32 protein-coding genes are annotated in these 26,216 nt (G+C 74.1%); 16 read left to right on the top strand and 16 right to left on the bottom strand.

Translation table 11 applies throughout. The features are described 5' to 3' along the window. Both zwf and ABZ312_RS11070 read right to left on the bottom strand, forming a co-directional pair. Nucleotides 1–1,194, bottom strand: a 1,194-nt coding sequence (zwf, locus tag ABZ312_RS11065) for a glucose-6-phosphate dehydrogenase (protein ID WP_500437253.1), incomplete at its 3' end; no start/stop codon positions are given. Between the two features lie 35 nt (nt 1,195–1,229). Then, entirely contained in the window at nt 1,230–1,643 is a 414-nt protein-coding gene (locus ABZ312_RS11070; protein ID WP_500326954.1) for an ankyrin repeat domain-containing protein, read from the bottom strand. A 378-nt stretch (nt 1,644–2,021) separates the two neighbouring features. Between ABZ312_RS11070 and ABZ312_RS11075 the strand changes: the two genes are divergently transcribed. Beyond that, nucleotides 2,022–2,216: a hypothetical protein gene (locus ABZ312_RS11075; protein WP_018534760.1), complete on the top strand. Its 195-nt coding sequence runs from the start codon at nt 2,022–2,024 to the stop codon at nt 2,214–2,216. A gap of 104 nt (nt 2,217–2,320) precedes the next feature. Then, nucleotides 2,321–3,943: a hypothetical protein gene (locus ABZ312_RS11080; RefSeq protein WP_500359911.1), complete on the top strand. Its 1,623-nt coding sequence runs from the start codon at nt 2,321–2,323 to the stop codon at nt 3,941–3,943. 21 nt (nt 3,944–3,964) lie between these two features. Here ABZ312_RS11080 and ABZ312_RS11085 read toward each other — a convergent pair whose 3' ends face one another. After that, the gene (locus tag ABZ312_RS11085) at nt 3,965–4,465 is read right to left on the bottom strand and encodes a metallophosphoesterase family protein (protein WP_499510294.1); all 501 of its coding nucleotides are present in this window, start codon (nt 4,463–4,465) and stop codon (nt 3,965–3,967) included. Nucleotides 4,466–4,620: 155 nt separating this feature from the next. On the opposite strand from ABZ312_RS11085, the gene ABZ312_RS11090 reads away from it, so the two are divergent. Further along, nucleotides 4,621–5,067, top strand: coding sequence for an ATP-binding protein (locus tag ABZ312_RS11090; protein WP_500326950.1), 447 nt, complete (start codon nt 4,621–4,623; stop codon nt 5,065–5,067). Nucleotides 5,068–5,202: 135 nt separating this feature from the next. Next, the gene (locus tag ABZ312_RS11095) at nt 5,203–6,219 is read left to right on the top strand and encodes a GlxA family transcriptional regulator (protein ID WP_500326949.1); all 1,017 of its coding nucleotides are present in this window, start codon (nt 5,203–5,205) and stop codon (nt 6,217–6,219) included. A 50-nt stretch (nt 6,220–6,269) separates the two neighbouring features. Here the strand turns inward: ABZ312_RS11095 and ABZ312_RS11100 are convergent, their stop codons facing one another. From ABZ312_RS11100 to ABZ312_RS11110, 3 genes are all read right to left on the bottom strand, one after another. After that, complete coding sequence (locus ABZ312_RS11100) at nt 6,270–6,908, bottom strand: HD domain-containing protein (protein WP_500326947.1); 639 nt, start codon at nt 6,906–6,908, stop codon at nt 6,270–6,272. A gap of 166 nt (nt 6,909–7,074) precedes the next feature. Continuing rightward, nucleotides 7,075–7,395, bottom strand: coding sequence for a DUF4326 domain-containing protein (locus ABZ312_RS11105; protein ID WP_499510298.1), 321 nt, complete (start codon nt 7,393–7,395; stop codon nt 7,075–7,077). A 38-nt stretch (nt 7,396–7,433) separates the two neighbouring features. Beyond that, nucleotides 7,434–7,733, bottom strand: a complete 300-nt coding sequence (locus ABZ312_RS11110) for a putative quinol monooxygenase (protein WP_500437255.1) — start codon at nt 7,731–7,733, stop codon at nt 7,434–7,436. A 122-nt stretch (nt 7,734–7,855) separates the two neighbouring features. On the opposite strand from ABZ312_RS11110, the gene ABZ312_RS11115 reads away from it, so the two are divergent. The 3 genes from ABZ312_RS11115 to ABZ312_RS11125 are packed head-to-tail and all read left to right on the top strand — an operon-like array spanning nt 7,856 to nt 9,942. Beyond that, a complete protein-coding gene (locus ABZ312_RS11115) occupies nt 7,856–8,815 on the top strand; it encodes a GlxA family transcriptional regulator (protein WP_500437257.1) in 960 nt (319 codons plus the stop codon). After that, nucleotides 8,812–9,459 (top strand): hypothetical protein, encoded by a 648-nt coding sequence (locus ABZ312_RS11120; protein WP_500437259.1) that lies wholly within the window; start codon nt 8,812–8,814, stop codon nt 9,457–9,459. Before ABZ312_RS11115 ends, ABZ312_RS11120 begins: the two co-directional genes overlap by 4 nt. A gap of 24 nt (nt 9,460–9,483) precedes the next feature. Then, complete coding sequence (locus ABZ312_RS11125) at nt 9,484–9,942, top strand: hypothetical protein (protein ID WP_500326940.1); 459 nt, start codon at nt 9,484–9,486, stop codon at nt 9,940–9,942. On the opposite strand, the gene ABZ312_RS11130 is transcribed toward ABZ312_RS11125, so the two are convergent. Continuing rightward, complete coding sequence (locus ABZ312_RS11130) at nt 9,927–10,976, bottom strand: CobW family GTP-binding protein (protein WP_500326938.1); 1,050 nt, start codon at nt 10,974–10,976, stop codon at nt 9,927–9,929. The two genes, ABZ312_RS11125 and ABZ312_RS11130, sit on opposite strands and share 16 nt — an antisense overlap. 161 nt (nt 10,977–11,137) lie before the next feature. Between ABZ312_RS11130 and ABZ312_RS11135 the strand changes: the two genes are divergently transcribed. Continuing rightward, the gene (locus tag ABZ312_RS11135; RefSeq protein ID WP_500326936.1) at nt 11,138–11,332 is read left to right on the top strand and encodes a hypothetical protein; all 195 of its coding nucleotides are present in this window, start codon (nt 11,138–11,140) and stop codon (nt 11,330–11,332) included. Nucleotides 11,333–11,388: 56 nt separating this feature from the next. On the opposite strand, the gene ABZ312_RS11140 is transcribed toward ABZ312_RS11135, so the two are convergent. Both ABZ312_RS11140 and ABZ312_RS11145 read right to left on the bottom strand, forming a co-directional pair. Continuing rightward, a complete protein-coding gene (locus ABZ312_RS11140; RefSeq protein ID WP_500326934.1) occupies nt 11,389–11,613 on the bottom strand; it encodes a DUF397 domain-containing protein in 225 nt (74 codons plus the stop codon). A 203-nt stretch (nt 11,614–11,816) separates the two neighbouring features. Beyond that, nucleotides 11,817–12,041, bottom strand: coding sequence for a DUF397 domain-containing protein (locus tag ABZ312_RS11145; protein ID WP_500326932.1), 225 nt, complete (start codon nt 12,039–12,041; stop codon nt 11,817–11,819). 203 nt (nt 12,042–12,244) lie between these two features. On the opposite strand from ABZ312_RS11145, the gene ABZ312_RS11150 reads away from it, so the two are divergent. Beyond that, nucleotides 12,245–12,457 (top strand): hypothetical protein, encoded by a 213-nt coding sequence (locus ABZ312_RS11150; RefSeq protein WP_500326930.1) that lies wholly within the window; start codon nt 12,245–12,247, stop codon nt 12,455–12,457. On the opposite strand, the gene ABZ312_RS11155 is transcribed toward ABZ312_RS11150, so the two are convergent. Beyond that, nucleotides 12,430–13,425: a DNA polymerase Y family protein gene (locus ABZ312_RS11155; RefSeq protein ID WP_500326928.1), complete on the bottom strand. Its 996-nt coding sequence runs from the start codon at nt 13,423–13,425 to the stop codon at nt 12,430–12,432. The genes ABZ312_RS11150 and ABZ312_RS11155 overlap by 28 nt on opposite strands. A gap of 90 nt (nt 13,426–13,515) precedes the next feature. On the opposite strand from ABZ312_RS11155, the gene ABZ312_RS11160 reads away from it, so the two are divergent. Together ABZ312_RS11160 and ABZ312_RS11165 are read left to right on the top strand one after the other, a co-directional pair. Next, the gene (locus tag ABZ312_RS11160; protein ID WP_500326926.1) at nt 13,516–14,205 is read left to right on the top strand and encodes a hypothetical protein; all 690 of its coding nucleotides are present in this window, start codon (nt 13,516–13,518) and stop codon (nt 14,203–14,205) included. Nucleotides 14,206–14,243: 38 nt separating this feature from the next. After that, nucleotides 14,244–14,423: a hypothetical protein gene (locus tag ABZ312_RS11165; RefSeq protein ID WP_500326924.1), complete on the top strand. Its 180-nt coding sequence runs from the start codon at nt 14,244–14,246 to the stop codon at nt 14,421–14,423. 39 nt (nt 14,424–14,462) lie between these two features. Here ABZ312_RS11165 and ABZ312_RS11170 read toward each other — a convergent pair whose 3' ends face one another. Next, entirely contained in the window at nt 14,463–15,407 is a 945-nt protein-coding gene (locus ABZ312_RS11170; protein ID WP_500437261.1) for a DMT family transporter, read from the bottom strand. A 207-nt stretch (nt 15,408–15,614) separates the two neighbouring features. Here ABZ312_RS11170 and ltaE point away from each other — a divergent pair, with 207 nt between their 5' ends. From ltaE to ABZ312_RS11190, 4 genes are all read left to right on the top strand, one after another. After that, nucleotides 15,615–16,688, top strand: a complete 1,074-nt coding sequence (ltaE, locus tag ABZ312_RS11175; RefSeq protein ID WP_500437263.1) for a low-specificity L-threonine aldolase — start codon at nt 15,615–15,617, stop codon at nt 16,686–16,688. A gap of 111 nt (nt 16,689–16,799) precedes the next feature. Further along, on the top strand, nt 16,800–17,504 hold the full coding sequence (locus tag ABZ312_RS11180; protein ID WP_500437265.1) for a L,D-transpeptidase family protein: 705 nt from the start codon (nt 16,800–16,802) through the stop codon (nt 17,502–17,504). A gap of 259 nt (nt 17,505–17,763) precedes the next feature. Further along, nucleotides 17,764–19,059, top strand: coding sequence for an RICIN domain-containing protein (locus ABZ312_RS11185; protein WP_500437267.1), 1,296 nt, complete (start codon nt 17,764–17,766; stop codon nt 19,057–19,059). 90 nt (nt 19,060–19,149) lie between these two features. Then, nucleotides 19,150–20,055, top strand: a complete 906-nt coding sequence (locus ABZ312_RS11190; protein WP_500437269.1) for an SDR family oxidoreductase — start codon at nt 19,150–19,152, stop codon at nt 20,053–20,055. Here ABZ312_RS11190 and ABZ312_RS11195 read toward each other — a convergent pair. From ABZ312_RS11195 to ABZ312_RS11215, 5 genes are all read right to left on the bottom strand, one after another. Beyond that, complete coding sequence (locus ABZ312_RS11195) at nt 20,028–20,618, bottom strand: lytic polysaccharide monooxygenase auxiliary activity family 9 protein (protein WP_500437271.1); 591 nt, start codon at nt 20,616–20,618, stop codon at nt 20,028–20,030. The two genes, ABZ312_RS11190 and ABZ312_RS11195, sit on opposite strands and share 28 nt — an antisense overlap. 251 nt (nt 20,619–20,869) lie before the next feature. Next, nucleotides 20,870–21,892: a GNAT family N-acetyltransferase gene (locus tag ABZ312_RS11200; RefSeq protein ID WP_500326914.1), complete on the bottom strand. Its 1,023-nt coding sequence runs from the start codon at nt 21,890–21,892 to the stop codon at nt 20,870–20,872. Nucleotides 21,893–21,944: 52 nt separating this feature from the next. Further along, a complete protein-coding gene (locus ABZ312_RS11205; RefSeq protein WP_500437273.1) occupies nt 21,945–22,577 on the bottom strand; it encodes a nucleoside/nucleotide kinase family protein in 633 nt (210 codons plus the stop codon). A 49-nt stretch (nt 22,578–22,626) separates the two neighbouring features. Next, complete coding sequence (locus ABZ312_RS11210; RefSeq protein ID WP_500326910.1) at nt 22,627–23,688, bottom strand: sensor histidine kinase; 1,062 nt, start codon at nt 23,686–23,688, stop codon at nt 22,627–22,629. Then, nucleotides 23,685–24,359 (bottom strand): response regulator, encoded by a 675-nt coding sequence (locus ABZ312_RS11215; protein ID WP_500360151.1) that lies wholly within the window; start codon nt 24,357–24,359, stop codon nt 23,685–23,687. The genes ABZ312_RS11210 and ABZ312_RS11215 overlap by 4 nt, the downstream gene beginning before the upstream one ends. Before the next feature lie 303 nt (nt 24,360–24,662). On the opposite strand from ABZ312_RS11215, the gene ABZ312_RS11220 reads away from it, so the two are divergent. Beyond that, nucleotides 24,663–26,204 carry a SpoIIE family protein phosphatase gene (locus ABZ312_RS11220; protein ID WP_500326906.1) on the top strand — a complete coding sequence of 514 codons (1,542 nt, stop codon included), beginning with the start codon at nt 24,663–24,665 and terminating at the stop codon, nt 26,202–26,204. Nucleotides 26,205–26,216 lie beyond the last annotated feature (12 nt).

A 26,216-nucleotide genomic window follows, 5' to 3' on the forward strand; every position in this document is an offset into this window, starting at 1 on the left:
GAGCTCCTCGGTCGCGGTGTTGTCGAACGGGGAGTGCGGGGCGCGCTGGAAGACGACCGCGATCTCGGTGACACGGCGGCCCAGGCGCTTGCCGGCGCGCAGGTAGAAGGGGACGCCCGCCCAGCGGCGGTTGTCGATGGCCAGCTTGATGGCGGCGTAGGTGTCGGTCTTGGACTTGGCGTCGATGCCGTCCTCCTCCAGGTACCCGAGCACCTCCTCCCCGCCCTGCCAGCCGTGCGCGTACTGCCCGCGCACCGTGTGCCTGCCGAGGTCCGACGGCAGCTTGACCGCCTGCAGCACCTTGAGCTTCTCCTGCACCAGCGACTTGGCCTCGAAGGAGGCGGGCTCCTCCATGGCGGTCAGCGCGAGGAGTTGGAGCAGGTGGTTCTGGATGACGTCGCGCGCGGCGCCGATCCCGTCGTAGTAGCCCGCGCGGCCGCCGATGCCGATGTCCTCGGCCATCGTGATCTGCACGTGGTCGACGTAGGAACGGTTCCACAGCGGCTCGAACATCGTGTTGGCGAACCGCAGCGCCAGGATGTTCTGGACCGTCTCCTTGCCCAGGTAGTGGTCGATCCGGAAGACCTCGGCGGGCGGGAAGACCTGGTGGACGACCTGGTTGAGCTCCTGGGCGCTGGCCAGGTCGTGACCGAAGGGCTTCTCGATGACGGCGCGTCGCCAGGAGCCCTCGGGCGGGTCGGACAGCCCGTGCTTCTTCAGCTGCTGGACCACGGTCGGGAAGAACTTGGGCGGCACCGAGAGGTAGAAGGCGAAGTTGCCGCTGGTGCCCCGGGCCTTGTCCAGTTCCTCCACGGTCGCGCGGAGGGCGTCGAAGGCGTCGTCGTCGCCGAAGTCGCCGGGCACGAAGCGCATTCCGGCGGCCAGTTCCGTCCAGACCTCCTCGCGGAAGGGGGTGCGCGCGTGCTCCTTGACCGCGTCGTGGACGACCTGGGCGAAGTCCTCGTCCGCCCAGTCGCGGCGGGCGAAGCCGACGAGCGAGAAGCCCGGCGGCAGCAACCCGCGGTTGGCCAGGTCGTACACGGCAGGCATCAGCTTCTTGCGGGACAGGTCGCCCGTCACACCGAAGATCACCAGCCCGGACGGTCCCGCGATGCGCGGCAGCCGCCGGTCGGATGGATCGCGCAGCGGGTTGTTCCAGCTGTCGGTTTCCGTCATGGGTCCACTTCTCTTCATCGTGGGTGCGGCGGTGGTTGTGGCGCGCCCGGGGGTCATGCGGCGCCGAAGAGTTCCAGGAGCGCGTCCTGGCCGAACATGCGGGCGGTGTCGATGGCCGAGGGGGTGCCCGCGGCGGGGTCGGCGCCGCCGTCGACGAGGAGGCGGACCACCTCGTCCTCGCCCTTGAAGACGGCACCGGCCAGCGGCGTCTGGCCGCGGTCGTTGGCGCGGTCGGGGTCGGCACCGTGCCGCAGGAGCGCGGCCACGGTGGCGGCGTGGCCGTGGTACGCGGCCAGCATGAGGAGGGTGTCGCCCTTGTCGTTGGTGAGGTTGGCCGGCACCCCGGCGTCCACGTACGCCGTCAGGGTCTCCGTGCCTCCCCGGCGGGCGAGGTCGAAGAGTTCGGCGGCGAGTCGCAGGACTTCGGGGTCCTGGGCCGGGTCGTTCTGCGGGGTCGGCTCGCTCATCGTTCCTCACTAGGCGTGGCTGCTCGCCGTGCGCGGGCGGGACCGCCTGTGATCCACCCTAAGCGGCCCCCACCGCCCTGGCCCTGCCGGGCGTGCCGCCGGTGCACGCCGGCTCGGGGGGCGCGGACCGCACGAGAAGCCATGGCCGAAGCTTAACGATTTTGATCACTCGAACGGGCGACTTCGCTGCTCCGTCGGCGGGGCCTGCCACATGACACGCCGGACGACCGGCGAGGATCACCCCGGAAGACAGTTCAGCGAAGCTGAACAGGTGAACTTCCCTATAAATCACCCATTTGCCTCTTTTCAGAACATATTACTATCTGTAATTCTGGAACAACTCATGGTGACAGTCCCCATCACACAGGAGTAGCCCCCATGATCCTGTCCATCTCAGGCGTCGTCCTGCTCGGCATCATCGTCTTCCTGTTCTTCCGCAAGGACGGGCTCAAGGCGTCCCACGCGCTCGTCTGCGCCCTCTTCGGCTTCTACCTCGCGGGCACCGCCATCGCCCCGAGCATCAAGGCCGGCGGGGCGAGCCTGGCGAGCCTCCTGGGCGGGATCAAGTTCTAGGCCGTCCCGCACGGCCGATCCACCGGGCCCGGCGCCGCTCCGCTCCGGGCCCTTCCCGTTCCGTTCCGTCGTACCGTCCCCGCAACGATCCTCTGGAGCTCCCCGTGGTCCGGCGTCCCCTCTCCGCCCTCCTGAGCAGCCGCCCCTCGCTCACCCGCGGCCGTGAGCTCGCGCGGGCCGCCGTCGACAGCACCACGGACGTCCTCCACCCGCTCTTCGTCATCGCGCGCGGGCTGCGCCGCCAGGCCGGCTGGGCGCGCGATTGGTGGGGCAGCACGCCCAAGGACCGGCGCGGACCGGCGCTGATGGCCTCCGTGGGAGCCGGGTTCCTCGTCCTGGTCCTGCTGCCCTACGGGGCCTACCTGATGTTCGCCGCCTGGATGGGTTCCGCCGGCTGGATGGGCCGGGACCGCACACCCGCCCCGACCGGACCGAGCGGCGCGGAGAGCGACCGGCTGACCGCGCTGTACGAGGCCCTGGTGCCGTACCTGTCCGTCGCCGACGACCCCAGCCCGATCTACGCCCACGACGGCAGCTGGGAGAACGCCTTCGGCGACTACGCCTTCGAGGACGGGCGGCTGGTCCGCCTGCACCTCAAGTACCCCGCCTACTTCACCGACGGCGAGGCCACGGCCAGGGCCCGCGTGGAGCACGTGCTGCACGCCAAGGTGGGGCGCGGCCGCGAGTACCGCTTCGAGTGGAACGAGGAGGAGAACCACCTCACCCTCACCTCGCTCCCCCCGCTGCCCACGGGCATCGCCGCACAGCGTTTCGTCACCTCCCCGGGCGAGACGGTGCTCGGCTTCACCGACCCGGAGGCGGTGCAGCGCACCGTCCCGGTCGAGGACGGCGAGGAGGTCAGGGACGCGCCCCCGGTCGTGTGGCGCACCGGCCCACGCTCCACCGAGCCGCACCTGCTCGCCCTCGGCCAGCCCGGCACGGGCACCACCACGCTGCTGCGCTCCATCGCGCTCCAGGTGCTGCCGGAGGGCGACCTCGTGGTCGTGGACGGCAGCGGGACCGGCGAGCACGCGTGCCTGACCGGACGGCCCGGGGTGATGGCCGTCGAGAGCGGCCTGGCGGGCACGCTGGCCACCCTGGAGTGGGCGGCGCACGAGACCGAGCGCCGTCTGATCGCCGTCAACCGGGCCCGGCAGGCGGGGCGTACCGCCCCCGACGACGTACGGCGCCCCTTGTGGATCCTCGTCGACCGGCCGACCGTGCTCAGCCAGCTCGCGCACGCCGAGAGCCGCCCCGACCCGCAGGAGTTGCTGGACATCCCGCTGCGGCACGGCCGCGCGGCCGGGGTGACCGTCGTCGTCGCCGACCACCTCGACGGCGCCGAGGCGCTCTCCCCGGTCGTCATCGCCCACACCAGGGCCCGGGTGCTGCTGGGCGCGGTCACCGCGGAGCAGACCCAGGCGGTGCTCGGCGCGCCGCAGTGCTCCACGTCCGCCGCGGAGGTGCCGCCGGGGCGCGGCTACGTGCGGCTGGGCTCGGGGCCGGTGCTCCGGGTGCAGGTGCCGGCGACCCCGGACCCCTTCGACGAGGACGCCAGCGACGGGCACCGCCAGGCCGTCATGGCGCTGCTGCCGCCCGCGGACGCCGCCACCGGGACGCAGGCGCGGGAGCGGGAGGCGGAGGCCGCGCAGGCTCCCGGGGCGGTCCGGGTCTCCGAGCCCTCGGGCGCGGTCCGGCCGGCCGGCGACCCGGCGCTCGAGCACTGAGCCGGACCGTCGCCGCGCGGGTCAGCGTCGCGGCAGTTCGTGCAGCCGCACCTGGGTCAGCGCGCCTCCGGCCGCCTCGGCGGTGAGGTAGGTGCCGTACGGCTGACGCCTGCGGTCGGTCGGCGATCCGGGGTTGAGCAGCCGCAGCCCGCCCGGCGCCGTGCTGTCCCAGGGGATGTGGCTGTGCCCGAAGACCAGGACGTCCAGGTCGGGGAAGCGCTCCTCGCAGCGGCGTTCGCGCCCCTGGGCAGGGCCGCTGTCGTGCACCACGCCGAAGCGCAGCCCGCCCAGCTCCGCCCGGGCGACCTCGGGCAGCCGCGCGCGCAGGTCGGCGCCGTCGTTGTTGCCGTACACGCCGATCACCCGGCGGGACCGCGCCTGCAGCAGGTCGAGGGTCGCCGCGTCGACCCAGTCGCCGGCGTGGAGGACGGCGTCGGCCTCGGAAATCCGGTCGAGTAGTTCGGCCGGAAGCTCCTTGGCACGTTTGGGCAGGTGTGTATCGGACATCACAAGAAGACGCACACGTCCACGCTATCCGCGTGGGGGGACGGGAGCGGCGCCCGGCACGGCGGCCGAAAGGGAGGCCGACGTCGCGGTGTGCCGCAAGGCGGCGTGGCCAGTGGGGCGACCCCGCGGCCGCCGGGACCGCGGCCTCAGCCATGAAGGGCCCACACGTCATGTGCGGTGACACGACCCCCACCCGCTCGGCGGAACTCGTGCAGCCGGCGGAGCCCGCCTACGTGGGCGCCGCGCGGCACTTCACGTCCGAGTTGCTGGGCCTGTGGGGACTGACCGCGGAGGACCGCATCGCCGCCGAGCTGATCGTCGACGAGCTCGCGGCGAACGCCGCGCGCCACGGCAGGGCGCAGATGTCGGTCCGGCTGTGCATGCACGACGACGGCCTGGTCATCACCGTCACCGACAGCGGCGCGGCCCGGCACCACGACGGGACCTCCCCGGACAGCACCCCGCCGGACGAGCACGGCCGCGGTCTGGAGATCGTGCGCCGGCTGGCCGGGTCCACGTGCATCCACGACGACGAGCGCGGCCGCCGCGTGGTGACCACGCGGCACCTCGCCCCGCTCCAGCGGCCCGTCGCGGGGGTCACCAGCCCGGCGTCGTAGGCGCACGCGCAGGGGCGACAATGAAGGACCGGACAGGACCGGGCCGGCCCAACGTCCCCGGGATGCAGGCCACATGGGTGTCCGCGCCGGTCCCGTTGGACGCCGGCCCGCACCCCGAGGAACGAGAGTGACCGCGTGAACCCGCACAAGCCCTCCGGGACCTCCCCCGCCGTCCCGCCGCACCGCGTCCTGGTGCTGCTGTTCGACGGACTGCAGCTGATGGACGTGACCGGCCCGCTGGACGTGTACGCGGCGGCGAACGAGTACGGCGCCCACTACGCGATGAGCACCGTCTCGCCGGACGGCGGGCCCGTGACCACCACCGCGGGGCTGCGGCTCATGCCGGACCTGTCGCTGGACGAGGTGGACTTCCCGGTCGACACCCTCGTCATCCCCGGGCGTCCCGACTGGTGGGCGGCGGTCTCCGACACCGCGCTCGTGGCGGGCATCACCCGGCTCGCGGACCGCTCCCGCACCGTCGCCTCGGTCTGCGCCGGCGCTTTCCCCCTGGCCGCGACCGGGCTGCTGGACGGACGCCGGGCGGCGACGCACTGGCGGCTGGCGGGCGACCTCGCCGCCCGCTACCCGAAGGTGGAGGTGGACGACGACGCGATCTTCGTACGGGACGGCCGGTTCATCACCTCGGCGGGCATCAGCGCCGGGATCGACCTGACCCTGTCCCTGGTCGAGTCCGACCTCGGGCCGGACATCGCCCGCAAGGCCGCCAAGTTCCTGGTGGTCTTCATGGCGCGGCCGGGCGGCCAGTCGCAGTTCAGCGTGCGGCAGAGCCCGCGGCACCCCGCGCACTCGGTGCTGCGCGGGGTGCTCGACCAGGTGGCCGCCGATCCCTCGGGGGACCACGGCCTGCCCGCGCTGGCGGCGCGGGCGGGGGTGAGTTCACGTCATCTGACCCGGCTGTTCCGCACCGAGACGGGCGGCACGGCCTCGGAGTACGTGGAACGCGTCCGCGTCGAGGCCGCCCAGGCGCTGCTGGAGGCGGGCGACGACGCCCTCGACGTGGTGGCCCGGCGCAGCGGTTTCGGGTCGGAGGAGACGATGCGCCGGGCGTTCCGGCGCCGTCTGGGCGTCAGCCCGGGGGCGTACCGTGACCGCTTCCGCACCACCCGGCCGCACGGCAGCCGGGAGGGGTGAGCGGGCGGCCCGCCCCGGCCGCCCGGCCGCTGTGGCTGCCTCCGGCCGGGTCACTCCGCCCAGGGCGACTGCAGGATGGTGTCCACGAAGTTCCCGCGGACGAAGCCCGGTACGAAGCGCTCCAGGACGTCGGCCTTGACGTTGCCGAACGTCGTGCCGGGGCGCGGCGCGATGCCGTGGGTGAACTCCTTGAGGATGTTGTTCTTGAAGTCGGGCCGCGGGTGGACGGCGACGACCGCCTCGCGCTCCTGCGGCGTGATCTCGTCGTACCCGATGCCGAGGACGTCGACCTCGACCCCCGAGGTGACCAGGGCGATCTCGGGCGCCATGTGCCACGGGATCTCCGGCGTGGTGTGCAGGGCGATCGCCTCCCACACCACCCGCGCGCGGTCCTCGGGGACGTCGTGCTCCAGCAGGAAGCGGCGGGCCTCGTCGGCGCCGTCGATCTCGAAGCGCTGGTCGGTACGGGCGTAGGTGTCGGTCAGTCCGAGGTCGTGGAAGAGGGCGCCAACGTACAGCAGCTCGGGGTCGAAGTCCCACCCGCGGTTGCGGCCGCGCATCGACGCCCAGAAGTACACCCGGCGGGAGTGGTGGAAGACCACCGGGTCGGCGGCCTTGCGCACCAGTTCGGTCGCCTCCGTCACGAGCAGGGTGCCGGGCACCTCGATGTCCGCGATGATTTCAGCCACGTCGAATCTCCTGACAGGTTTCCGGTTCCGGCGGCGTCCGGGCGGGCCGCCCGGTGCCGTTGGATCCATCGTCGGACGCGGCGGCGGTCCCCGCCGGATGCCGGACGGACGCGCGACCCTCGGATCGGGACACGCGTCCGGCCGGCCGTACCGGGAGGGGCGGCGGTCAGGACGCGTCGGCGAGTTCCGCGATGACCTGCGCGTGGCACGGCTCGGGCAGGCACCAGCAGCCCAGCCTGCGGCCGCGCAGCGCGGGCAGCATCGCGAGCAGGTCGGGGCGGCCCAGCAGGTGTTCGCGGTACTTGTCGAGGACCTCCTGGCGGGTGCCGTCCCGCCCCGGGCGGTAGGGGCTGGCCAGCGGGGAGCCGGCCAGGTGCCAGCCGCCGCGGTGCGTCGGGCGGCCCACGTAGACGACGTCCGCGTACGCGGGGTCGTCGCGGTGGCCCTTGAGATTCACGACGGTGGTGCGGGGCTCGGTCTCGCTCATGACCAGTTCCTTCCCACGGTCCGGGGCGCCGATGGGCGTCAGGGCAGCTTGGCCGCCAGGACGTCCACCGCGCGGATGTCCGGCGGCGAGCCGAGCTTCGTCTTCGCCGCCTCCGCCAGGGCGGCGGCGATGCGGCCCGACAGGTGGCCGGCGCGGCCCGCCTCGTCCTCGAAGGTGTCGAAGACGCCGAAGGTGGTGGCGTCCTCGCGGAACGCGAACCAGGTGACGGTGTGCTCCTCCTCCCGGGCCGCCGCCAGTGCGTCGCGCAGCATGGCCGCGACCTCCTCCGCGTGCTCCGGCCTGGCCTCGATGCGGGCCAGCAGGCCGGTCTTCGTCATCGTGTGCTCCGTCTCGGTGGTCGTGCGGTGGTGGACGTCGTCCGGCCGGACACCGGAAACCTATGCCGCGCGGCACCCCTGCCCCCAGCGTCGGAAACGACGTGTTCGATACCGTTTCCGTCATGGACGTGGCAGTGGTGGCGTACGACGGTGTGTTCGACTCCGGTCTCTCGGCGGTCCTCGACGTCCTCGAGGCGGCCAACGCGATGCGCGGCGAGCTCCCGCAGCCGCCGCCCGCCTGGAACGTGACGACGGTCGGCCCGCGCCGCCGGGTCCGCACCGGCGCCGGGCACACGGTGGCGGCGGCACCGGCCGGCGAGGCCGCGGGGGCGGATCTGCTGCTCGTCCCGGCACTCGCGGAGCGCCGGCCGGACGCCCTCGTGGAGCGCGTCTCGGGGCCAGGCACGGCCGCCGTGCGCCGTCTGGTGGCGGCCACGCGCGAGCGCGGCAGGCCCGTCGCCTCGGCCTGCACGGGCACCTTCCTGCTCGCCGAGTCCGGGGTGCTGGACGGGCGGCGCGCCACGACCAGCTGGTGGCTGGCCCCGGTCTTCCGGCAGCGCTACCCGGCCGTCACGGTCGACGAGACCCGCATGGTGACCAGTTGCGACGGGGTCACGACGGCGGGCGCGGCCTTCGGCCACGTCGACCTGGCGCTGGCGGTGGTGCGCATGTCCAGCCCGGCACTGGCCGATCTGGTCGCCCGCTACCTGGTCGTGGACGAGCGCCCGTCGCAGTCGGCGTACACCATCCCCAGCGCCCTGGCCCAGGCCGATCCGACGGTGGCCGGCTTCGAGCGCTGGGTGCGGCTGCGTCTGGAGGAGCCCATCAGCATCGCCGAGGCGGCCCGCGCCCTGGGGGTCGGCGAGCGGACCCTGCAGCGGGCCGTGCGGCGGGTCCTGGGCGTGTCCCCGGTCCGTTTCGTGCAGGACCTGCGCGTCGAGCAGGCCACGCACCTGCTGCGCACCACCGACCTCCCCGTCGAGGTCGTCGCCCGCCGCGTGGGCTACGAGCACGCCAACACCCTGCGCGTCCTGCTCCGCGACCGCACCGGCACGACGGCCGGCGGCCTGCGCGGCCGATGAGCCCTGTGATCCCGGCGGGCCCCGTCGTCCCGACAGGCAATTGGCGCGCGCCTTCCCCCGGACGCCTGTACGGTGCGGAGCCGTGGGAACGGACATCCACGGCGGCATCGAGTTCCGCCATCCGCTGGCATGAGGTCGACTACGCCTCCTTCGGCTACCTCTTCGGGGTGCGCAACACCCTCGGGTTCCGCCCCCTCGCGGCGGGCCGGGGCCTGCCGGAGGACCTGTCCGGCCGCTTCCGCGAGGGGCTCGCGCCGTGGGTGGAGTCCGGGGCCATGGACGGGGCCGGCTGGGTCACCTGGACCGAGCTCGCCGCCGCCGACCGGGCAGCCGTCCCCGAGCACTTCGTGGGCCGGGTGACGTGGCGGCGGCCGTCGCAGCCGGGACCGCCCTGCCGGTGCTTCGTACCGGCCGTGTGGCCGCCGGACGTGGTCGCGGCCGTGGGGCCGCGGCCGCCCGAACTGGACGGCGCCACGCACGGGTTCACCTGGAGCGGTCCGGCGGGGGAATGCCGTTACGAGCCGCTGACCGCGGGCCTGGTCCTGGGCGAGGGCACGCACTGGCCCCATGTCTTCGCCGTGATGGAGGCACTTGCGGGCCGCTTCGGCCCGGACGGCGTCCGGCTGGTGGTCGCCTTCGACTGAGCCGGGCCGTCCTACGCTGAGGGTGTGATCACCAAGCGGCGCACCCGGGGCGCCGCCGCGGCTGCGGCCGTGGCGTGGTCGCTGCTGACCGTGTTCCTGCTGGCGGTGACCGCCTTCACCGCGGCCCACGGTGCGTACGAGACCGGGGTGATCGGCCGCGAGGTACGCATGGTGCTGACCGGGTGCGAGCAGCGCCCCGAACGCGGCCGCGCCCCCATGCAGTGCACGGGCGTGCCGCTGGAGGCCGTCACGGGCCGGGATCCGTCACCGGAGCCGGTGAAGGTGCGCCACGCGGGCAGCCCGGGGCAGGTGGTGGGCGTGGTGCGGACTGCGTGGGGGACTCACATGGCCACGGACCGCCGTCCCGGGGCGCGGGCGGCGGCGGTCCTGGCGACGATGGTGCCGCTCACCGCCGCCGTGCTGTGCGGCTGCGCCGCCGCCCGGCGGGCGGCCTCGGGCAGGGGGCGTCAGGGACGGACGTAGCGCAGGACGCCGAACATGGCGTCGGCGGGGAGTTCCTCGCCAGGGTCGGCGACGCAGGCGTCGAGGCCCTTGCGCAGGGCGGCCGCGTCGAGGCCCGCACCGATCATCACCAGCCGGGTGGCGCGGGACTCGTCCCGGGACCAGACGGACGGCAGGAAGCGCAGGAAGCCGCCGACGGAGTGCAGGGTGTACTTCTGCTCGTGGGCCGGTGCGGCGAAGCGCAGGAAGCCCTTCATCCGGTACAGGCCCGCGGGCCTGCCGTCGAGGAACTCCATCAGCCGGCGCGGGTGCAGCGGCGCCTCGGAGGTGAACTCCACGCTGTCGTACGCCGCGTGGAGATGGCCGGTGTGGTCGCCGTCCGCGTGGTGCTCGTGCCCGTCGTCCGCGTACAGCTCGTCGAACGACAGCTGGCGGGCGGCCGTGCCGTCGGCCGCGCGCGGCCGGGGCTCGAAGAGCAGGGCGGGGTCCACACGGCCGTGGGCGGCCTCGACCAGCGGTGTTCCGGGGGCCACGGCGGCCAGTGCCTCGCGGACCCGTTCACGGCCGGCGGCGCCGACGCGGTCGGTCTTGTTCAGGACGACGAGGTCGGCGGCCCGCACATGGCGGTCGAGTTCGGGGTGCCGGGCGCGTACCGCCTCGTACTCGGCGGCGTCGACGACCTCGACCAGCCCGCCGTAGGTGATGGCGGTGTCGGTACTGGCCAGCAGCAGCCGGATCATGCCCTGGGGCTCGGCGAGACCGCTCGCCTCGATGACGATGACGTCGATGCGGGCCTGCGGACGGGAGAGCCTGGCGAGCATGTCGTCCATCTCCGTGGCGTCCACGGCACAGCACAGGCAGCCGTTGTCGAGGGCGACCATGGAGTCGACCTGGCCGGCGACGGAGAGCGCGTCGATGTTGATGCTGCCGAAGTCGTTGACGATCGCGCCGATGCGGGTACCGCCGCTGTTGCGCAGGAGGTGGTTGAGGAGCGTGGTCTTTCCCGAGCCCAGGAATCCCGCGATGACGACGACCGGAATCCGTTGCTTGGCCAAGGCTTCCTCTCCGGGTACGGGCTGCCGGCCCCTCATCGTAAGCCCCGCGCACCCCGAGGTGCTTCGTGCGGGTGAACCGGCCCCCGGTGCAGAACCGGGGCGGGGGCCGCGCGGTCTTCCGAGGCGTCCACGGGGATGGCTCTACGACGGAGGAGGCGCCCATGGCGGAGCAGGAGGCGGACCGCGGCACGGTCCTGGTGTGCATCGCCGCGGAGGACGAGGAGACGGCGTACCGCATCGTCGACCTGATCTCCGGGCGGCACCCGGCGACGGAACCACAGCTGCGGCGCACCCGCGAGGGCACGGTCGCGTGCGCGCTGCGGGCTCAGACGCTCCGGGTGCTGGGCGACGGCTGACACGGTTCGGCGGGCCGGTCCGCCGGCCCGCCGGGCACCGAGGAACGTGCCGGGTGCTAACCGAACTCGCCCTCGCGCACACCCTCCCGGAACGCCGTCCACTCCTGCGCGGTGAAGCGCAGGGGCGGCAGGTCCCTGTTCTCGGAATCACGGATGGCGACGGCTCCACCGCCGAGGTCCGCCACCTCGACGCACTCCGGCAGGTAGCCGCTCTTGCTGCTCTTGACCCAGCGCGCTTCCCTCAGGTCCCGCGCGTAGAGGTCGGCCTTTCTCGTTCGCATGAGAACCTCCGTTCGAGGTTCGTGCGGATGTTCCCTCCCCACCCTCACTCCGACCCCTGCCTCCGCGCAACCATGCGGGTGCGGCCGCCGCCCCCGGGGGGCAACGGAGCCGTCGGCGATCCCGGCTTGACGGGCCCGCTCACCAGGGCGGTCGACCGGCCTCGGCGGGCCGGCCCGTCAAGCGGGGTGGGACGCGATGAGCCCTAGCCGAACTCGCCGTCGCGCACGCCCTCCCGGAACGCCGTCCACTCCTGCGCGGTGAACCGCAGCGGTGGCAGGTCGCTGTTGTTCGAGTCGCGGATCGCGACGGCTCCGTCGGCGAGCTCCGCGACCTCCACGCAGTCCGTCCGGTAGGGGCTCTTGCTGCTCTTGACCCAGCGCGCTTCCGTCAGGTCACGCGCGTAAAGTTCGGTCTTCCTCGCTTGCATGAGAAGCTCCGTTCGGATCTCGATCGGATGTTCCCCCTTCCCACCCTCATCCCGTCCCTCCCACCTCGCAACCGGCGCCCTGCCCGTGATCACGACGCAGCCCCGTACCAGCTCAAGTACCCACGGCCGAGGGGTTGCTGACGACACGTCGCCATTCGGTCGCGCCCTGTCGCGAAACGCCGGGACGGGGCACCATCGAACACATGGCGACATCCTCGGGGTGCGATGTCTGCGGGCGGGAGGACGACACCGTCCGCGACTGCGGTATCCGCCACCTCCCGCTCGCCGTGTGCGACGCGTGCTTCGCGGACATGGCGCGGGCCCGGCGCGGCCCGCTGCCGCGTCCGCTGGACGGCGCAGAGGTGATGGCCGCCGTGCTGGAGGCGCTTCACGAGGACAGCCGGCGCTCCTCCTGAGCGGGGCCCGGCGCGGGCGGATCGGCGAAGGTCGACGGCAGCACGGCCCGGCCCCGGACCGCCCCCACCGGCACGGGACGGGACCGCCGCGGGTCGGCGGCGGACAGCCCCTCGGCCCGCAGGGCCACTGCGCGCACGGGGTCGCCGTGCGGGCCGAGGGCCTCGTGCATGGCGTAGGCGGCCTCGGCGAGTTCACCGGGGTCGGAGGTGGGCTCCGGCAGGGTGCGGCTGCGGCTGACGGACGAGCCGCCGGCGAGCCGCACGGTCAGGGTGAGGCCGGTGGCGGTGCGTCCGGTGCTGCGCAGCCGGTCGCCGAGACCGAGCCCGAGTTCGAGGACGGCGCGGCTCAGCGCGCCCCGGTCGGTGGCGTCGGCGGTGAACAGGCGGTCGGCGGCGAGCGAGCCGGGCGGGTGCTCGGGGGTGATCGGGGCGGGGTCGAGACCGTGCGCGCGTTCCCACACGCCGCGTCCGGGAGCGGCGCCGAGGATCGCCTGGACGTCGGGCAGCGGCGCGGCGGCGACCCTGCCGACGGTGTCCAGCCCGGCCGCGACCAGCGCACGGACGGCCTCCGCCGTGATCCCGGGCAGCGCCGCGACCGGCTTGGCGCGCAGGAAGTCGGCGACGGCCCGCGAGTCGGAGTCGACGGCCCGGATCCGGCCGACCAGGACGTCGTACGCGGCCATGGCGGCGACCGTGCGGCTCCCGGCGACGCCGATCGTGAGGCCCACGTCGTACAGGGCGGAGGCCCGGGTGCTGATCATGAGGGCGAGCTGCTCGGGCAGCAGCCCGTAGAAGCTCACCGCGGAGCGCACGTCGGCCACGACCGCGTCCGGCGGCTCGGCGCGGACGACGGGGGTGAACTGGCCGACGAGCCCGGCCAGCGCCGCGAGCGTCGCCGGGTCGGTCCCGCCGCAGCGGATGTAGAGCACGCAGGGCCCGGGGTCCTGGTGCGGCTCGGCCTCGACCATGGTCTGCCCGCCTCCACCTCGTTCGAACAACTGCTCGAATTTGAGTGTAGGGCATTCCAGGGCCCCGCGTCCGGCTCATAGGGTCGTCGCATGACCCTGACCGCCGTGCAGCGCCGAGCCCTGCTGGAGTCCGACGCCAACACCGGGCAGTTGGGCGCGCGCGAACCGACCTGCGCGGCGCTGGCCAGGCAGGGCCTCGCCGTGCGGTACGGCCGCACCGGCGGCTGGTACCTCACCCAGGAGGGCCGCCGGGTGCGCGCGGAACTGGCGCGCGTGGAGCTCCCCCACCCGCACACCGGGGCGACGCCCGGGACGGAGCCGGAACCTCGCCAGGAGCCCGCCGAGCGCGGCTTCGCGGCCGACGACGGGCACGGCACGGGAGCCCCCGCCCCCGGTCGCGCCGCCGAGGTCGCATCGGCCTGGTCGGGGCTGCTGGAGATCCGCCGCGTCCTGCAGGACGGCGACACCACGCGGCCCGCGCCCTGGGAACGCGAGCGCCACGTCCACGCGGTGGCCCTGGCCCTGGAGGCGGCCGGGAGGCCACCGTCCGCGCGCGGCACCGCCGGGCGTCCCCCGGCCGCCGGCTACGCCGTCGCGCCCGCCGCCCAGAGCGGGGTCGCCGAGGTGTCCTGGCACTCCCCCGCCGGGGACGCCCCCGGCACGGCCGAGGCCGAGCTGGCCCGGTGCCAGGGCGTCCTGGAGGGGTACGGCTGGCAGTGCACCCTCCACCACGACCGGCGGCGGCGGGCGTTCCTCCTGGTCTCGCCCCGCCGGGCCTGAGGGAGCAGGATGGAGGCAGCGACCGTAGGAGGTCCGCCATGAAGTCCACGTCCTCGGACGCCGATCCGTACCTCTACGCCGAGACCCCCTCCCAGGCGGAGGGCGAACGGATCTACGACGACGCCGAGCGAAGCACGATGGAGATCCACCCGGACGTTCCCCGGACGACCCCCTCCCAGGCGGAGGGCGAGCGCATGGACGACATCCCGCCCAAGTGAACCGCCGGCGCGGACCCGCGCCGTCCGCCCGTCCGTCCGTCAGCGATCCCTGCGGGACAGCACCGCCAGGGCGAGGACGAGGACGGCCAGCCCCGCCCAGGACAGCGGCGTGGGCCGCTCCCCGAGGACGGCCACCCCGAGCAGGGCGGCCACGGCGGGCTCGGCGAGGGTGAGCGTGGTCGCGGCCGAGGCCGGTGTGTGCCGCAGTCCGCGCCCGAACAGCCGGTAGGCCAGGAAGGTCGTCAGCACCGCCAGGTGCAGGACCACCGCGGCGCCCCTCGGCGTGCCGAGCCACACCACGCCCGCGGCGAGCACCACCGGGAGGGTCAGCAGACCGGCGGACCCGAAGAGCACTCCCATCACGGCGCCCGGCGCCTGCCCGCGTCCGATGAAGTGCCCGCCGACCAGGGAGTACACCGCGTACGAGAGCCCGGCCAGCGCCGCCAGTGCCACCCCCGCGGCGTCCGTGCGCGCGGCGGGACCGGCGTCCGCGCCGCCGAGCACCAGCAGCCCGCAGCCGGGGACGGCCACGGCCGTCGCGGCGGCCCACCGGCGGCTCGGGCGGTGCAGGCCCACCGCCCAGGCCAGCAGCCCGGTGAAGACGGGCGCGCTGCCCAGGGCGATGACGGTGGCCACGGCGACCCCGGTACGCGAGACCGCCGGGTAGAAGGAGAGCGGGTAACCGGCGACGGCGAGGGCGCCGACGGCGAGCAGGGCTCCTCCACCGCGCCCCGCGGTGCGTAGCAGGGTCCGCGCTCCCTTGGCCCCGGCCAGCAGCAGGAGCCCGCCGAGGGTGAGTCCGGCACTTCCGACCGCGGCGGGCGGGGCACCGGCGGGCGCGAAGGACGCGGCGGTGCCGGTGGTGCCCCACAGCAGGGCGGCGGCGAGGATCGGCAGCGCGCCCTGGACGAACCGCGGCCGGGGGCCGACGGCGCCGGGCGCGAGCGGGCGTGCGGGGGCGAGGGAGGGGGTGCTGTCCGGCACGGAGATGGCCTTTCGTCACGAATCGGAGGAAACGGATCCGGAACGGGCGCACCACACCTGCCCCTGGCGGCCGGGCGGCCTGCCGGGGGTGGGGGTCCGAGTCGTCAGTGAGTGCGCCCGGTCAGGCGCACAGCGGCGGAAGGACGACGTGCCAGTGGGAATTCACCCGACGATCCTACCGAAGGGCGGGCATGGCAGGGTGAACGCATGCCGATCACTGATGTCACCGATGAGCAGCCCGGACGGGTCATCGACCTGCGCAGCGACACCGTCACGGGGCCCGGCGCGGACATGCGCCGCGCCATGGCGGAGGCCGAGGTGGGCGACGACGTCTTCGCCGACGACCCCACCGTGCGCGCCCTCCAGGACCGGATCGCGGAGCGGCTCGGCTTCGAGGCCGCGCTGTTCGTCTCGTCCGGGACGCAGAGCAACCTGTGCGCGCTGCTGACGCACTGCGGCCGCGGTGACGAGTACATCGCCGGGCAGTCGGCGCATGTGTACCGCTGGGAGGGCGGCGGCGGTGCCGTGCTCGGCGGGATCCAGCCGCAGCCGCTGCCCCACCGGGAGGACGGGACGCTGGACCCGGCCGACATCGCGGCCGCGGTGAAGCCCGACGACCCGCACTTCCCGCGCACCCGGCTGCTGTGCCTGGAGAACACCATCGGCGGCCGGGTCGTCCCCACGGACTACCTGCGGACCGCGACCGGGCTGGCGCGTGAGCACGGGCTGGCCACGCACCTGGACGGGGCCCGGCTGTTCAACGCGGCGGTCGCCGCGGGCGGCGACCCGTACGAGCAGGCGCGGCTGATCGCCGGCTACTTCGACAGCGTCTCGGTCTGCTTCAGCAAGGGCCTGGGCGCACCGGTCGGCTCCGCGCTCCTGGGCAGCCGGGAGTTCGTGGCGCGGGCGCTGCGCTGGCGCAAGGCGCTCGGCGGCGGGATGCGGCAGGCGGGCATCATCGCGGCGGGCGCCCTGTACGCGCTGGAGCACCAGGTGGCGCGGCTCGCCGAGGACCACGCGAACGCCGCGCTGTTCGCGGAGGGGATCAAGGACATGCCCGGTCTGGTCGTGGGCGACTCCCAGACCAACATGGTCTTCGCCGAGCCGGCGCCGGGGCTGTCCGCCGAGGAGGTGCAGGAGCGCCTCGCGCGGCGCGGACTGCACTGCGCCGGCTACCCCGGACGGCTGCGCTTCGTCTTCCACCTGGACGTGTCGCGCGCCGACACGGAGGAGGCCGTACGCATCGTCCGCGAGGCCCTGGACGGCGCCGCGCACGGCTGACGGCCCGCCATCTCCCTTTCCCGCACCGGTCGTTCCGCAACCTCCGGTGCCTCCCGCGTGTCCTAGGGGGTGAGGTCGTCGCGCGACGGCCTCGACGGGGAAGGGGAAGCGATGAGAGCGGGAGCGTCAGCGGGACGCCGGGCGGGGGCCGCCCTCGCGGTGGCGGTGATGGCCGTGACACCGGTCGTGGCGGGGGGCGGCACGGCGCAGGCCGCGTCGTCGTGCACGACGAGCAAGGGGCCGTACCAGAAGCAAGTGGAGAAGTTCCTGGGGCGGCCGGTGGACGGGAAGCAGTCGGCGGCCGACTGCAAGGCGATACGCGCCTTCCAGACGAAGAACGGGATATCCCCGAACATCGGCTACGCGGGCCCGGTGACCTGGGGCGTCATGAAGATCATGAACGCCCAGAAGGCCGCGGGCAGCAATCCCAACAAGGCCGGCAAGTGCCCCACGAACAAGGGGCGGATCGCGTGCGTGGACCTCACGCGGCAGCTGAGCTGGATACAGGACGGCAAGAAGCTGAAGTTCGGGCCGGTCCCGGTGCGGACGGGCCGCAACGGCTACGAGACGCGCACCGGTGCCAAGAAGGTCTACTGGCGCCACAAGGACCACTGGTCGACGCTCTACAACGTGGCCATGCCCTACAGCCAGTTCTTCGACGGCGGGCAGGCGTTCCATTCGATCGCGGGCAGCGTGTGGTCGCCGCCGGGGTCGCACGGCTGCGTGAACATGCGCAGCGGGGACGCCAAGAAGTACTGGAGCCTGCTGAAGAACGGCGACGACGTGTACGTGTACGGGCGCAAGCCCGGCACGTGACGCGCCGCGGCGCCGGCAGGGGCGGGCGGGACCGGGCGGGGCTCCGCACGGCCCCGCCCGCCCTTCTTGGTCCAGACCTCTTGACGGCGCCTGGGGGCGGCAGTTCAATCACGGCGTGAACTAAGTCTTGAACTCACCCGGACGGGGATCCCGTGCCCCCACGCACGAGGGTGCAAGAAATGTCAGGTGCATGACTAGCGCTACCACACCCGGCCCTCCGTCCGTCACCCCCACGACCGCCCCGAAAGGCAGCGCCCCTGTGAAGGCACTCCCCCCACGCCCCCGCCCGCGCCGACGCGTGCGCGCCCGCGGCCTGCTCACCGCCGCCACCGCCGGGCTCCTTGCCCTCGCCGCCCTCACCACCACCGGCCCCACCGGCCATCCCCTCCCCGCGGCCCCCGCCGCCACCGCCGCGGTCACCACCTTCGCCGACGAGTTCGACGGCGCGGCCGGCAGCGCCGTCGACGGCGGCAAGTGGCAGATCGAGACCGGCGACAACGTCAACAACCACGAACGGCAGTACTACACCGCCGGGAACCGCAACGCGGCCCTCGACGGCCAGGGCCACCTCGTCATCACCGCCCGCAGGGAGAACCCCGCCGGTTACCAGTGCTGGTACGGCAGTTGCCAGTACACCTCCGCCCGGCTCAACACCTCGGGCCGCTTCACCACCACCTACGGCCACGTCGAGACCCGGATGAAGATCCCGCGCGGCCAGGGCATGTGGCCCGCGTTCTGGATGCTGGGCAACGACATCGGCAACGTCGGCTGGCCGGCCAGCGGCGAGATCGACATCATGGAAAACGTCGGCTTCGAGCCCGGCACCGTCCACGGCACGATCCACGGCCCTGACTACTTCGGCTCCGGCGGCATCGGGGCGGGCTACACCCTGCCGGGCGGCCAGGCCTTCGCCGACGCGTTCCACACCTTCGCCGTCGACTGGAGCCCGGACGCCATCAGCTGGTCCGTCGACGGCACCGTCTACCAGCGGCGCACCCCGGCCGACCTCGGCGGCCGCCCGTGGGTGTTCAACAAGCCGTTCTTCGTCATCCTCAACCTCGCGGTGGGCGGCTACTGGCCGGGCGACCCCGACGGCAGCACCGCCTTCCCGCAGCAGCTGGTCGTCGACTACGTCCGCGTCACCACCTCCGACGGCGGGGGCGGGGGCGGCACGACGGGCCGCATCACGGGCCTGGCCGGCAAGTGCGTCGACGTCGCCGGGGCCAACCCCGCCAACGGCACCCCCGTCCAGCTCTACGACTGCAACGGCACCGCCGCCCAGCAGTGGACCGCGGCCTCCGACGGCACCCTGCGCGCCCTGGGCAAGTGCCTGGACGTCAAGGACTTCGGCACCGCCGACGGATCCCAGCTGCAGCTGTGGGACTGCGGCGGCGGCACCAACCAGAAGTGGGTCCTCTCCGGTGCGCGCGACATCGTCAACCCGCAGGCGAACAAGTGCCTCGACGTCACCGGCAACAACTCCGCCAACGGCACCCGGCTCCAGTTGTGGACCTGCACCGGCGGCGCCAACCAGAAGTGGACGCTGACCCCCTGACCACCCGTTCAGCTGACCCGCTGACCGCCGCGCCCCTGAACTCAGATCGGCGCACTGGAAACTGACGGACCGTCATGACAGGGTCACCTCATGACGGAACCCCTCCCCCTCGCCGGACGCGCGGCGCTGGTCACCGGCGCGTCCGGCGGGATCGGGCTGGCCGTCGCCGCGGAACTGGCCGCCGCGGGCGCGCGCATCCTGCTGACCGCCCGCGACCCGGTCCGGCTGGAGGCGGCGGCCGGGCGGCTGCGCGCCGCCGGGCACACCGTGGCCACCCTGGCCGGGACGGTCGCCGACCCCGGCCACCTCGCGCAGTGCGCGGCGCTCGCGGTGCGCGCGCTCGGCGGCCTGGACGTCCTGGTCAACAACGCCGCCACCAACCGCCCGTACGGGCCGCTCGTGGAGGCCGACCCGGACCAGTGGCGGGCCGCGTTCGCGGTCAACGTCGAGGCGCCCCTGCGGCTGACCCAGCTGGCGTGGCGGGCCTGGATGCGCGAGCACGGCGGCGCGGTGGTCAACGTCTGCACCGAGGGCGCCGGGCACGTCGGGCCGAACGTCGGCGCCTACGGCACCAGCAAGGCGGCGCTGCTGCACCTGACGGCGCAGCTCGCGGGCGAACTCGGCCCGGCGGTGCGGGTCAACGCGGTCTCCCCCGGCCTGGTGCGCACCGAGATGGCGCGCTTCGTGTGGCAGGACGCCGAGCGCGCGATCGCCGCCGCGCTGCCGATGGGACGGATCGGCGAACCCGGCGACGTCGCCCGGGCCGTGCGCTGGCTCGCCTCCGACGAGGCGGCCTGGGTCACCGGCGCCGAGCTGGTGGTGGACGGCGGGACACGGGTCCGTGCCGCCCGCACCGCCCGCACCGGCGGCACGGGCGGCACGGGCGGCACGGAGCGGTCGGGCGCCGGCGGCGGTGCCGCCGACGCCGTACAGGAGCGGCTGCTCGGCCGCCGGCCCGCTCCGGAGGGTCAGAACTGCACGTCGGAGCAGGCGTAGAAGGCGTTGCCGGTGTCCGCCACGGACCAGACGGCCAAGATGATGTGCCGTCCGGTCCTGCTGGGCATGGTGCCCTGGTGGGTGACCGTGGCGGGCGGCCGGGCGCCGTTGTAGTTGACGGTCAGGAACGGTGTCAGGGTCAGCGCGGAGCGGGTGAGCGGCCGGCTGGGGTCGAAGCCCTGCTTGGTGATGTAGTACTTGAAGTCGCTGGTGGCGTGCGAGGCGGTGAACTGCCACCGGAAGCTGTAGTTTTGACCGGACGTCACCTTCGTGGTGGGCCAGCCGGTGCCGCCGCGCGGGTCGTCGAGCTGGGCGAACCGGCTGTTGCCGCCGGCACAGAGGGTGCCGTCGGACGGGCCGGAGGACGGGAAGCCCTTGGGGCCCTCGACGCTCTGCGGCTCCCACTGGATGTCGCCGCAGTTGGTCACGGTGCCGTTGGCGCAGAGCTTCTGACGGCTGATCGGGGCGTCGGTGTAGCCGTGGCTCCAGGCGCTGCCGGTGCCGAGCACGGACAGCCCGACGAGGCCCAGGCCGACGACGACGGCGCCGAATTTCCTGTGCATGCTTCGCTCCTCGGAGAACGTGGGGGAGTTCTGAGAGCAGTGCGCAGCCCGCAGGCACTAGGTCTAGACCAACAGCGAAGGTACTCCCATGAGTTGGTCATGTCTAGACCAAAAACAAAGGGAAGCCCCGGCCAGGACGGGGGGATCTGGCCGGGGCAGCTGGGGGTTCGCCGCGGACGCTCCTGGGTCCGCCGGGCGATCTGAAACTAGTTTAACAGTGAAAGAGGAGTGCTTCGTGCCACTCAAACTTGTCAACGTTGTGGTGTCCCGCACATGCGTGGGTCCAGCACCCGCTGCAGCCGGTACGCCACGGGCCGGAAGCCCACCTCCGGCCAGTGCGCCGCCGACACCGGCGAAAGCGCCGGCCAACTGGCCGTGATGTGCCGGTAGCCGCTGTCGTACGCCCACGCCAGCGCCGTCGCGAGCAGCACCCGGCTGATGCCCTCGCCCCGCGCGGCCTGGGTCACGTACGCCTCGGCCAGTTCCACGCACCCGTCGGGCACGACGGGGCCCGGCGCCGCCGGTGTCAGCACCACCATGCCGATCTCCTCGCCCCTGCGGGCGGCGACCCACGCCCCGCAGCGCGCATCGGCCAGTGCGGGCGCGTAGTGCGTCCGCAGCCTCGCCAACGCCCCCTCGGGCTGCGGCCGGAACACCGCAGTCCCGCGGTCCGCGCGTGCCGCCTCCACCGCCATCCGCCCGATCCGGTCCAGGTCGCCGGGCCCCGCGCGGCGCACCGACAGCGCGTCCACACCGCGCGGCTGCCGCCCGCGCGGCCGCACCGCCATCAGGCCCCGCACCCGCTCCAGACCGAAGCCGGAGCGGAACCAGGCCGAGGCGACCGCCTCGTCGGCGGGGAGGTCCACGTAGTGCACCGGCCGGCGCTCCGCGACCAGGCGCGCGGCCACCGCCGCGTACAGCCCGCGCAGCACGTCCTCCCGCACCCCGTCCCGGCCGCCGCGCAGCGCGTGCCCCCCGTACGAGACCAGCGCGGAGCGCGGGTGGGCGCGCAAGCCCGCGCGGTCGTCCTCCGCGAGGTCGAGCGGGGTCGCGGCGAGGTAGCCGGTGAGCGCCCCGTCACCGCCCCGGGCGAGGACGGCCTCCACGCGCGGCTCGGCCAGGATCTTGCCCAGCAGTTCCTCACCCGGCGGCGGCGCGGTGGTCCGGCCGGACTGGTGGGGCAGCGCCTTGCGGGCCCTGGCGTGCCAGCGGTCGAGGAGGGCCGCTGCCTCGGGGACGTGCTCGGTGGTCAGCGGAGCGATGGCGACAGTCATGGTGGTCCGCGACGGTAACGGTCACGGCGGTACGGCGGCAAGGGCCGCCGGGTCACCCGGTCCAGGCCGGGTGCCGCGGGTCGTCGGTGTGCACCAGGACGTCCGCGGTCTCCCCGGGCGCCGTCTCCTGCTCGTAGCGGGCGTACGCCGGGAGCGTCCAGCGCTCGTCCTGCGGTGTGCGGCGGGCCAGGGCCGCCCCCGACATCCGCAGGTGGACGCAGAGGTCGAAGGGGAAGCCGTAACCCTGCAGGAGCGCGCCCTCCAGCAACAGCACGCCCCCGGGCGGGAGTTCCTCGTACCCGGCCCGCGTCGCACGGTCGGTCACCGGGTCCCGCAACGAGGGCAGCACCCGCCCGGTGCCTCCGGGCGCGAGCGGATCGAAGACCTCCCGCCACAGGGCCCCGGTGTCCAGCCAGCGCTCGTAGTAGGCGTCGGAGTCGTGGCGCCCCGTTTCGTAGCGCTGCGAGGCGGGCCGCCAGAAGGTCTGCGCCCGCACCCGCACGACCGGCCGGCCACTGAGCCGCAGCGCCTGCGCCAGCGCCTCCCCCAGCGCGTCCGGGCGCGTGGCCGGGGCCCCGTCGATCGCGACCCTGGGACGCTCGCCGCAGTCGTCGGGCTTCAGCTCCAGCACGCGGTCCACGACAGCCTCGGTCAGCCGTTCCCAGGTCACAGGCGTCAGTCGCACGCCCCCCATACTGCCGGTCGAGGTCCCCGCCCGCGCAGGCGGGCCGTGCTCACCCCTCGCCGGGCACCTCGCGCGGCTCGCACGGCACCCGCAGGTCGACGGTCGTGCCCTCGCCCGGGGCGCTGCGGACGGCGAGCCGGGCGTCGATCAGCTCGGCGCGCTCGCGCATCGCGGACAGCCCCATGCCCCGGGTCTGCGGCGACGGCGGCTCCGCGGCGCGGAAGGTGCCGCGGCCCGCGGCGGTCGCCGCGGCCATGCCGTGCCCGTTGTCGGTGATCGCCACGTGCACGGAGCGCTGGTCGCTCTCCAGGCTGACCACGACACGGGTCGGCTCGGCGTGCTTCACGGCGTTGGTGATCGCCTCCTGGACGATCCGGTACATCTGCGCCTGCGTCTCGGCGGTGAGCTGGCCGCCGACGGTGTCCGCGTGCGCGCCGAGCCGCAACTCGGTGCGGATGCCGTACGTCTCGAAGGAGCGCCGGCACAGCGCCTGCAGGGCCGGGCGCAGCCCCAGCTCGTCCAGCACCACCGGACGCAGGTCGACGATCAGGTGCCGCAGCGAGGCGATCTGGTTGCCGACGAGGCCGCGTGCCTGGTCGATGGCCTCCCGCATGGCCTCCGGCCGCCCGTCCGCGGCGGCGGTGGACAGCACCACCTGGACCGCCCCCAGTTCCTGCAGGGTGTCGTCGTGCAGCTCACGCGCCCAGCGGCGGCGCTCGCGCTCCTCGCCGTCGTGCCGGGCCCTGACGCGCTCGCGGCGCAGCCTCGCATCCCGGCGCGCCGAGGAACGGACGGCGAAGAGCGCGTAGGCGACCAGCAGCAGCGGCAGCACGTGCAGGACGTTCAGCGAGGGCTGCTGGGCGACGCGGACCGTCCCGGCCACCGTCAGCATCAGCGCGAAGGCGATGGCCACCACCAGCCACAGCCGCTGCCGCGGCGCCACCAGGGGGGTGAGCAGCACATAACAGACGGCCGCCGCGAGGGCGAGGACGAGCTCCCAGCCCTGCGAGCGGTCGGTGACCTCCATGACGGTCGCCGCCGCGAGGAGACAGGTGCCCAGCCCCTCCAGGGCCAGGCGCGTCCCGGTCCTTCCAGGGCCGGACGGCGTCATGCCACCAGCCCGCGCTCTCTGGCCGCGGCGATCAACTCGGCCCGGCTGTCCTTGCCGAGCTTGTCCCGCAGCCGTGACCGGTGGGTCTCCACCGTCCGTACGGAGACGAACAGGCGCCGGGCGATCTCCTGGTTGGTGTGCCCCAGCGCCAGCAGGGTCAGCACCTGGGCCTCCCGGTCGGTGAGCGGCTCCTCGTGGTGCCGTTCCGCCAGGTCCAGGTCCTCGACCGCCAGCCGCGCCCCCAGCGAGGGCTGCACATAGGTGGCGCCACCGGCGACCTGGTGGGCGGCGGCGAGCAGTTCCTCGGCGGCGGCCTCCTTCAGCAGGTAGCCGGCCGCCCCCGTGCGCAGCGCCTCGCGGGCGAACGCCGGGTCCTCCTGCATGGTCAGCACCAGGATGCGCGTCCTGGGCGACTCGGTCAGCAGTGCCGGGATCGTCGGCAGGCTGGACCTGCCCGACATGGTCAGGTCCAGGACGAGCACCCTCGGGTGGTGGCGCCGGACGGCTTCCAGGGTCTCCGGAACGGTGGACGTCTCGGCGACGATCTCGAAGGCCGGGTCGGCGGCCATCAGCAGCCGCATGCCCGCGCGCACCACCAGGTGGTCGTCGGCGAGTACGACCGAGATGACCGGGTGCGGCTGCCTGCCGTCGGGGCGGCTGAGGACGTCCATAGCACACACGTTAGATCGGGCGCGCGCGGCGGGCAGCCCGCGCCGCCGGTGTTGCGGGAAACCCGCAGTCACATCTGCGGGGAATCCCGGATGACCTCTGCGGATCGACGGGGATGCGTTCGCCCGGCCGGAGGGGCAGCCTCGAAAGCGGAAGACAAGTGTTTGAAATGCCTACCAAACAGTCCGCCGACCCCGACCTCACCCGAGGCGACCGTCATGCTCTGTGCCACCCTCCCGCCCCAGGCCGGCCCTGTGGACCGGCCGTGGTCCTACGACGCAGCCCAGCAGCTCGTGGATTCAGCCGTGCCGACCGTGGCCGACTTCGCCGCCGTCGAGGTCTCGGACGCCACCGTCTCGGAGCAGGCCGCCATCTCCGGGCTGCCCGCCACCGGACTCACCTTCCGCCGGGGGGCCTTCCGGGCGGCCCGGGGCACCGCGGTACCGCGCGCCTTCGAGGTCGGCGACGTCAGCAGCCTGCCGCCCAGGACTCCGTACCACGCGTCGCTGACCGACCTGCGGCCGCACCTGGTGATGAACCTCCGCCCGCAGACGGGGTGGCTCGCCCGCGACCCGGTGCGCGCCCCCCTGCTGCGGATCACGGGCACGCACTCCCTGCTCGTGATGCCGCTGGACGTCGGCGGTGTCGTCCTGGGGGTCGCGGCCTTCTACCGGACGACGGGCTCCCCGGCCTTCTCCCGGGCCGACCTGATGGCGGCGGGCCGTCTGGCCCGCAGGGCCGCCAGGCTGCTGGACGATGCCCGCCGGCGCCTGGTCCAGAACGCCGCCGGACGGATCCTGCAGCAGGCCCTGCTGGCGCCGCAGGGCCCGCGGGTCACCGCGATCGAGGACCCCCGGGGGCACCTGCCGCCGGCCGCGGCCCCGGGGGCCTGGGTGGACGTCATCCCGCTCCCCAGCGCCCGGGTGGCCCTGGTGACCGGTTCGGTACGCGGGCAGGGCGTCCCCGCGGCGACGGCGATGAGCCAGCTCAAGGCCGCGGTCCGGGCGCTGATACTGCTCGACATGAGCCCGGGCGAGGTCATCTCCCGGCTCCACCGGCCCACCGCGACCCCCCTCGCCGACGAGGCCGACCGGTGCCTGATCGTCGTCTACGACCCGGTGGCCTGCCGCTGCACCGTGGCGTGCGGCGGTTACCCGGCCCAGGCTCTGCCCGCCACGCCCCCGGAGGCGGCGGAGGAAGTGGAGGAGGACGCTCCCGTACCCGGCGGGCCGGAGGTCACCGAGTGCGACGTGCCGCCCGGCAGCGTGCTGCTGCTGAGCTGCGGCACGGACGGGCTCCCCATCGGCTCGGAGGGCGCCGGCCAGGTCACCGGGCTGCGCGTGCTGCCCGCCGGCGGCGGGGAGGCGGCCGAGCCGGCGACGGTGCTGGACGGCGTCCTGCGCACCGCGGCACCCGGCTCGGAGCCGGTGCTCCTCGCCGCCCGCACCCGCGCCCTGAACGCCGGCGACGTCGCCACCCGCGAGGTGTCCAACGATCCCGCGGCGGTGGCGGAGGCACGGGCCTGGACGGACCGCCTGCTGACGGACTGGAAGCTCCCGGAACTGTCCTTCACCACCACGCTGGTCGTCAGCGAACTCGTCACCAACGCCATCCGGTACTCCACGGGGCCGATCCGGCTGCGGATCATCCGCGACCGGGTCCTGGTCTGCGAGGTGTCGGACTCCTGCAGCGCCGCCCCGCACCCGCGCCACGCGGCGCCCAGCGACCAGGACGGCCGGGGGCTGTCCATCGTCGCGCAGCTCACCGACGCCCAGGGCACCCGCTACACGGAGACGGGCAAGACGGTCTGGGCGGAGCAGGTGATCACCCCGCCGGTCGCCGCGTAGGCCCGGCCGAGG

The organism is Streptomyces sp. NPDC006207, assembly GCF_040613835.1.
In the GTDB taxonomy this organism is placed as follows: domain Bacteria; phylum Actinomycetota; class Actinomycetes; order Streptomycetales; family Streptomycetaceae; genus Actinacidiphila.

Bases quoted from the DNA above. Each gene is read 5' to 3' on its own strand.
- ABZ312_RS11070 (WP_500326954.1), bottom strand. From the start codon at position 1,643: ATGAGCGAGCCGACCCCGCAGAACGACCCGGCCCAGGACCCCGAAGTC.
- ABZ312_RS11140 (WP_500326934.1), bottom strand. From the start codon at position 11,613: ATGCGAACGAGAAAGGCCGACCTCTACGCGCGGGACCTGAGGGAAGCG.
- ABZ312_RS11110 (WP_500437255.1), bottom strand. From the start codon at position 7,733: ATGACGAAGACCGGCCTGCTGGCCCGCATCGAGGCCAGGCCGGAGCAC.
- ABZ312_RS11200 (WP_500326914.1), bottom strand. From the start codon at position 21,892: ATGACTGTCGCCATCGCTCCGCTGACCACCGAGCACGTCCCCGAGGCA.
- ABZ312_RS11090 (WP_500326950.1), top strand. From the start codon at position 4,621: ATGTGCGGTGACACGACCCCCACCCGCTCGGCGGAACTCGTGCAGCCG.
- ABZ312_RS11115 (WP_500437257.1), top strand. From the start codon at position 7,856: ATGGACGTGGCAGTGGTGGCGTACGACGGTGTGTTCGACTCCGGTCTC.
- ltaE (WP_500437263.1), top strand. From the start codon at position 15,615: ATGCCGATCACTGATGTCACCGATGAGCAGCCCGGACGGGTCATCGAC.
- ABZ312_RS11195 (WP_500437271.1), bottom strand. From the start codon at position 20,618: ATGCACAGGAAATTCGGCGCCGTCGTCGTCGGCCTGGGCCTCGTCGGG.
- ABZ312_RS11120 (WP_500437259.1), top strand. From the start codon at position 8,812: ATGAGCCCTGTGATCCCGGCGGGCCCCGTCGTCCCGACAGGCAATTGG.
- ABZ312_RS11145 (WP_500326932.1), bottom strand. From the start codon at position 12,041: ATGCAAGCGAGGAAGACCGAACTTTACGCGCGTGACCTGACGGAAGCG.
- ABZ312_RS11180 (WP_500437265.1), top strand. From the start codon at position 16,800: ATGAGAGCGGGAGCGTCAGCGGGACGCCGGGCGGGGGCCGCCCTCGCG.
- ABZ312_RS11135 (WP_500326936.1), top strand. From the start codon at position 11,138: ATGGCGGAGCAGGAGGCGGACCGCGGCACGGTCCTGGTGTGCATCGCC.
- ABZ312_RS11075 (WP_018534760.1), top strand. From the start codon at position 2,022: ATGATCCTGTCCATCTCAGGCGTCGTCCTGCTCGGCATCATCGTCTTC.
- ABZ312_RS11160 (WP_500326926.1), top strand. From the start codon at position 13,516: ATGACCCTGACCGCCGTGCAGCGCCGAGCCCTGCTGGAGTCCGACGCC.
- ABZ312_RS11105 (WP_499510298.1), bottom strand. From the start codon at position 7,395: ATGAGCGAGACCGAGCCCCGCACCACCGTCGTGAATCTCAAGGGCCAC.
- ABZ312_RS11150 (WP_500326930.1), top strand. From the start codon at position 12,245: ATGGCGACATCCTCGGGGTGCGATGTCTGCGGGCGGGAGGACGACACC.
- ABZ312_RS11155 (WP_500326928.1), bottom strand. From the start codon at position 13,425: ATGGTCGAGGCCGAGCCGCACCAGGACCCCGGGCCCTGCGTGCTCTAC.
- ABZ312_RS11210 (WP_500326910.1), bottom strand. From the start codon at position 23,688: ATGACGCCGTCCGGCCCTGGAAGGACCGGGACGCGCCTGGCCCTGGAG.
- ABZ312_RS11190 (WP_500437269.1), top strand. From the start codon at position 19,150: ATGACGGAACCCCTCCCCCTCGCCGGACGCGCGGCGCTGGTCACCGGC.
- ABZ312_RS11165 (WP_500326924.1), top strand. From the start codon at position 14,244: ATGAAGTCCACGTCCTCGGACGCCGATCCGTACCTCTACGCCGAGACC.
- ABZ312_RS11215 (WP_500360151.1), bottom strand. From the start codon at position 24,359: ATGGACGTCCTCAGCCGCCCCGACGGCAGGCAGCCGCACCCGGTCATC.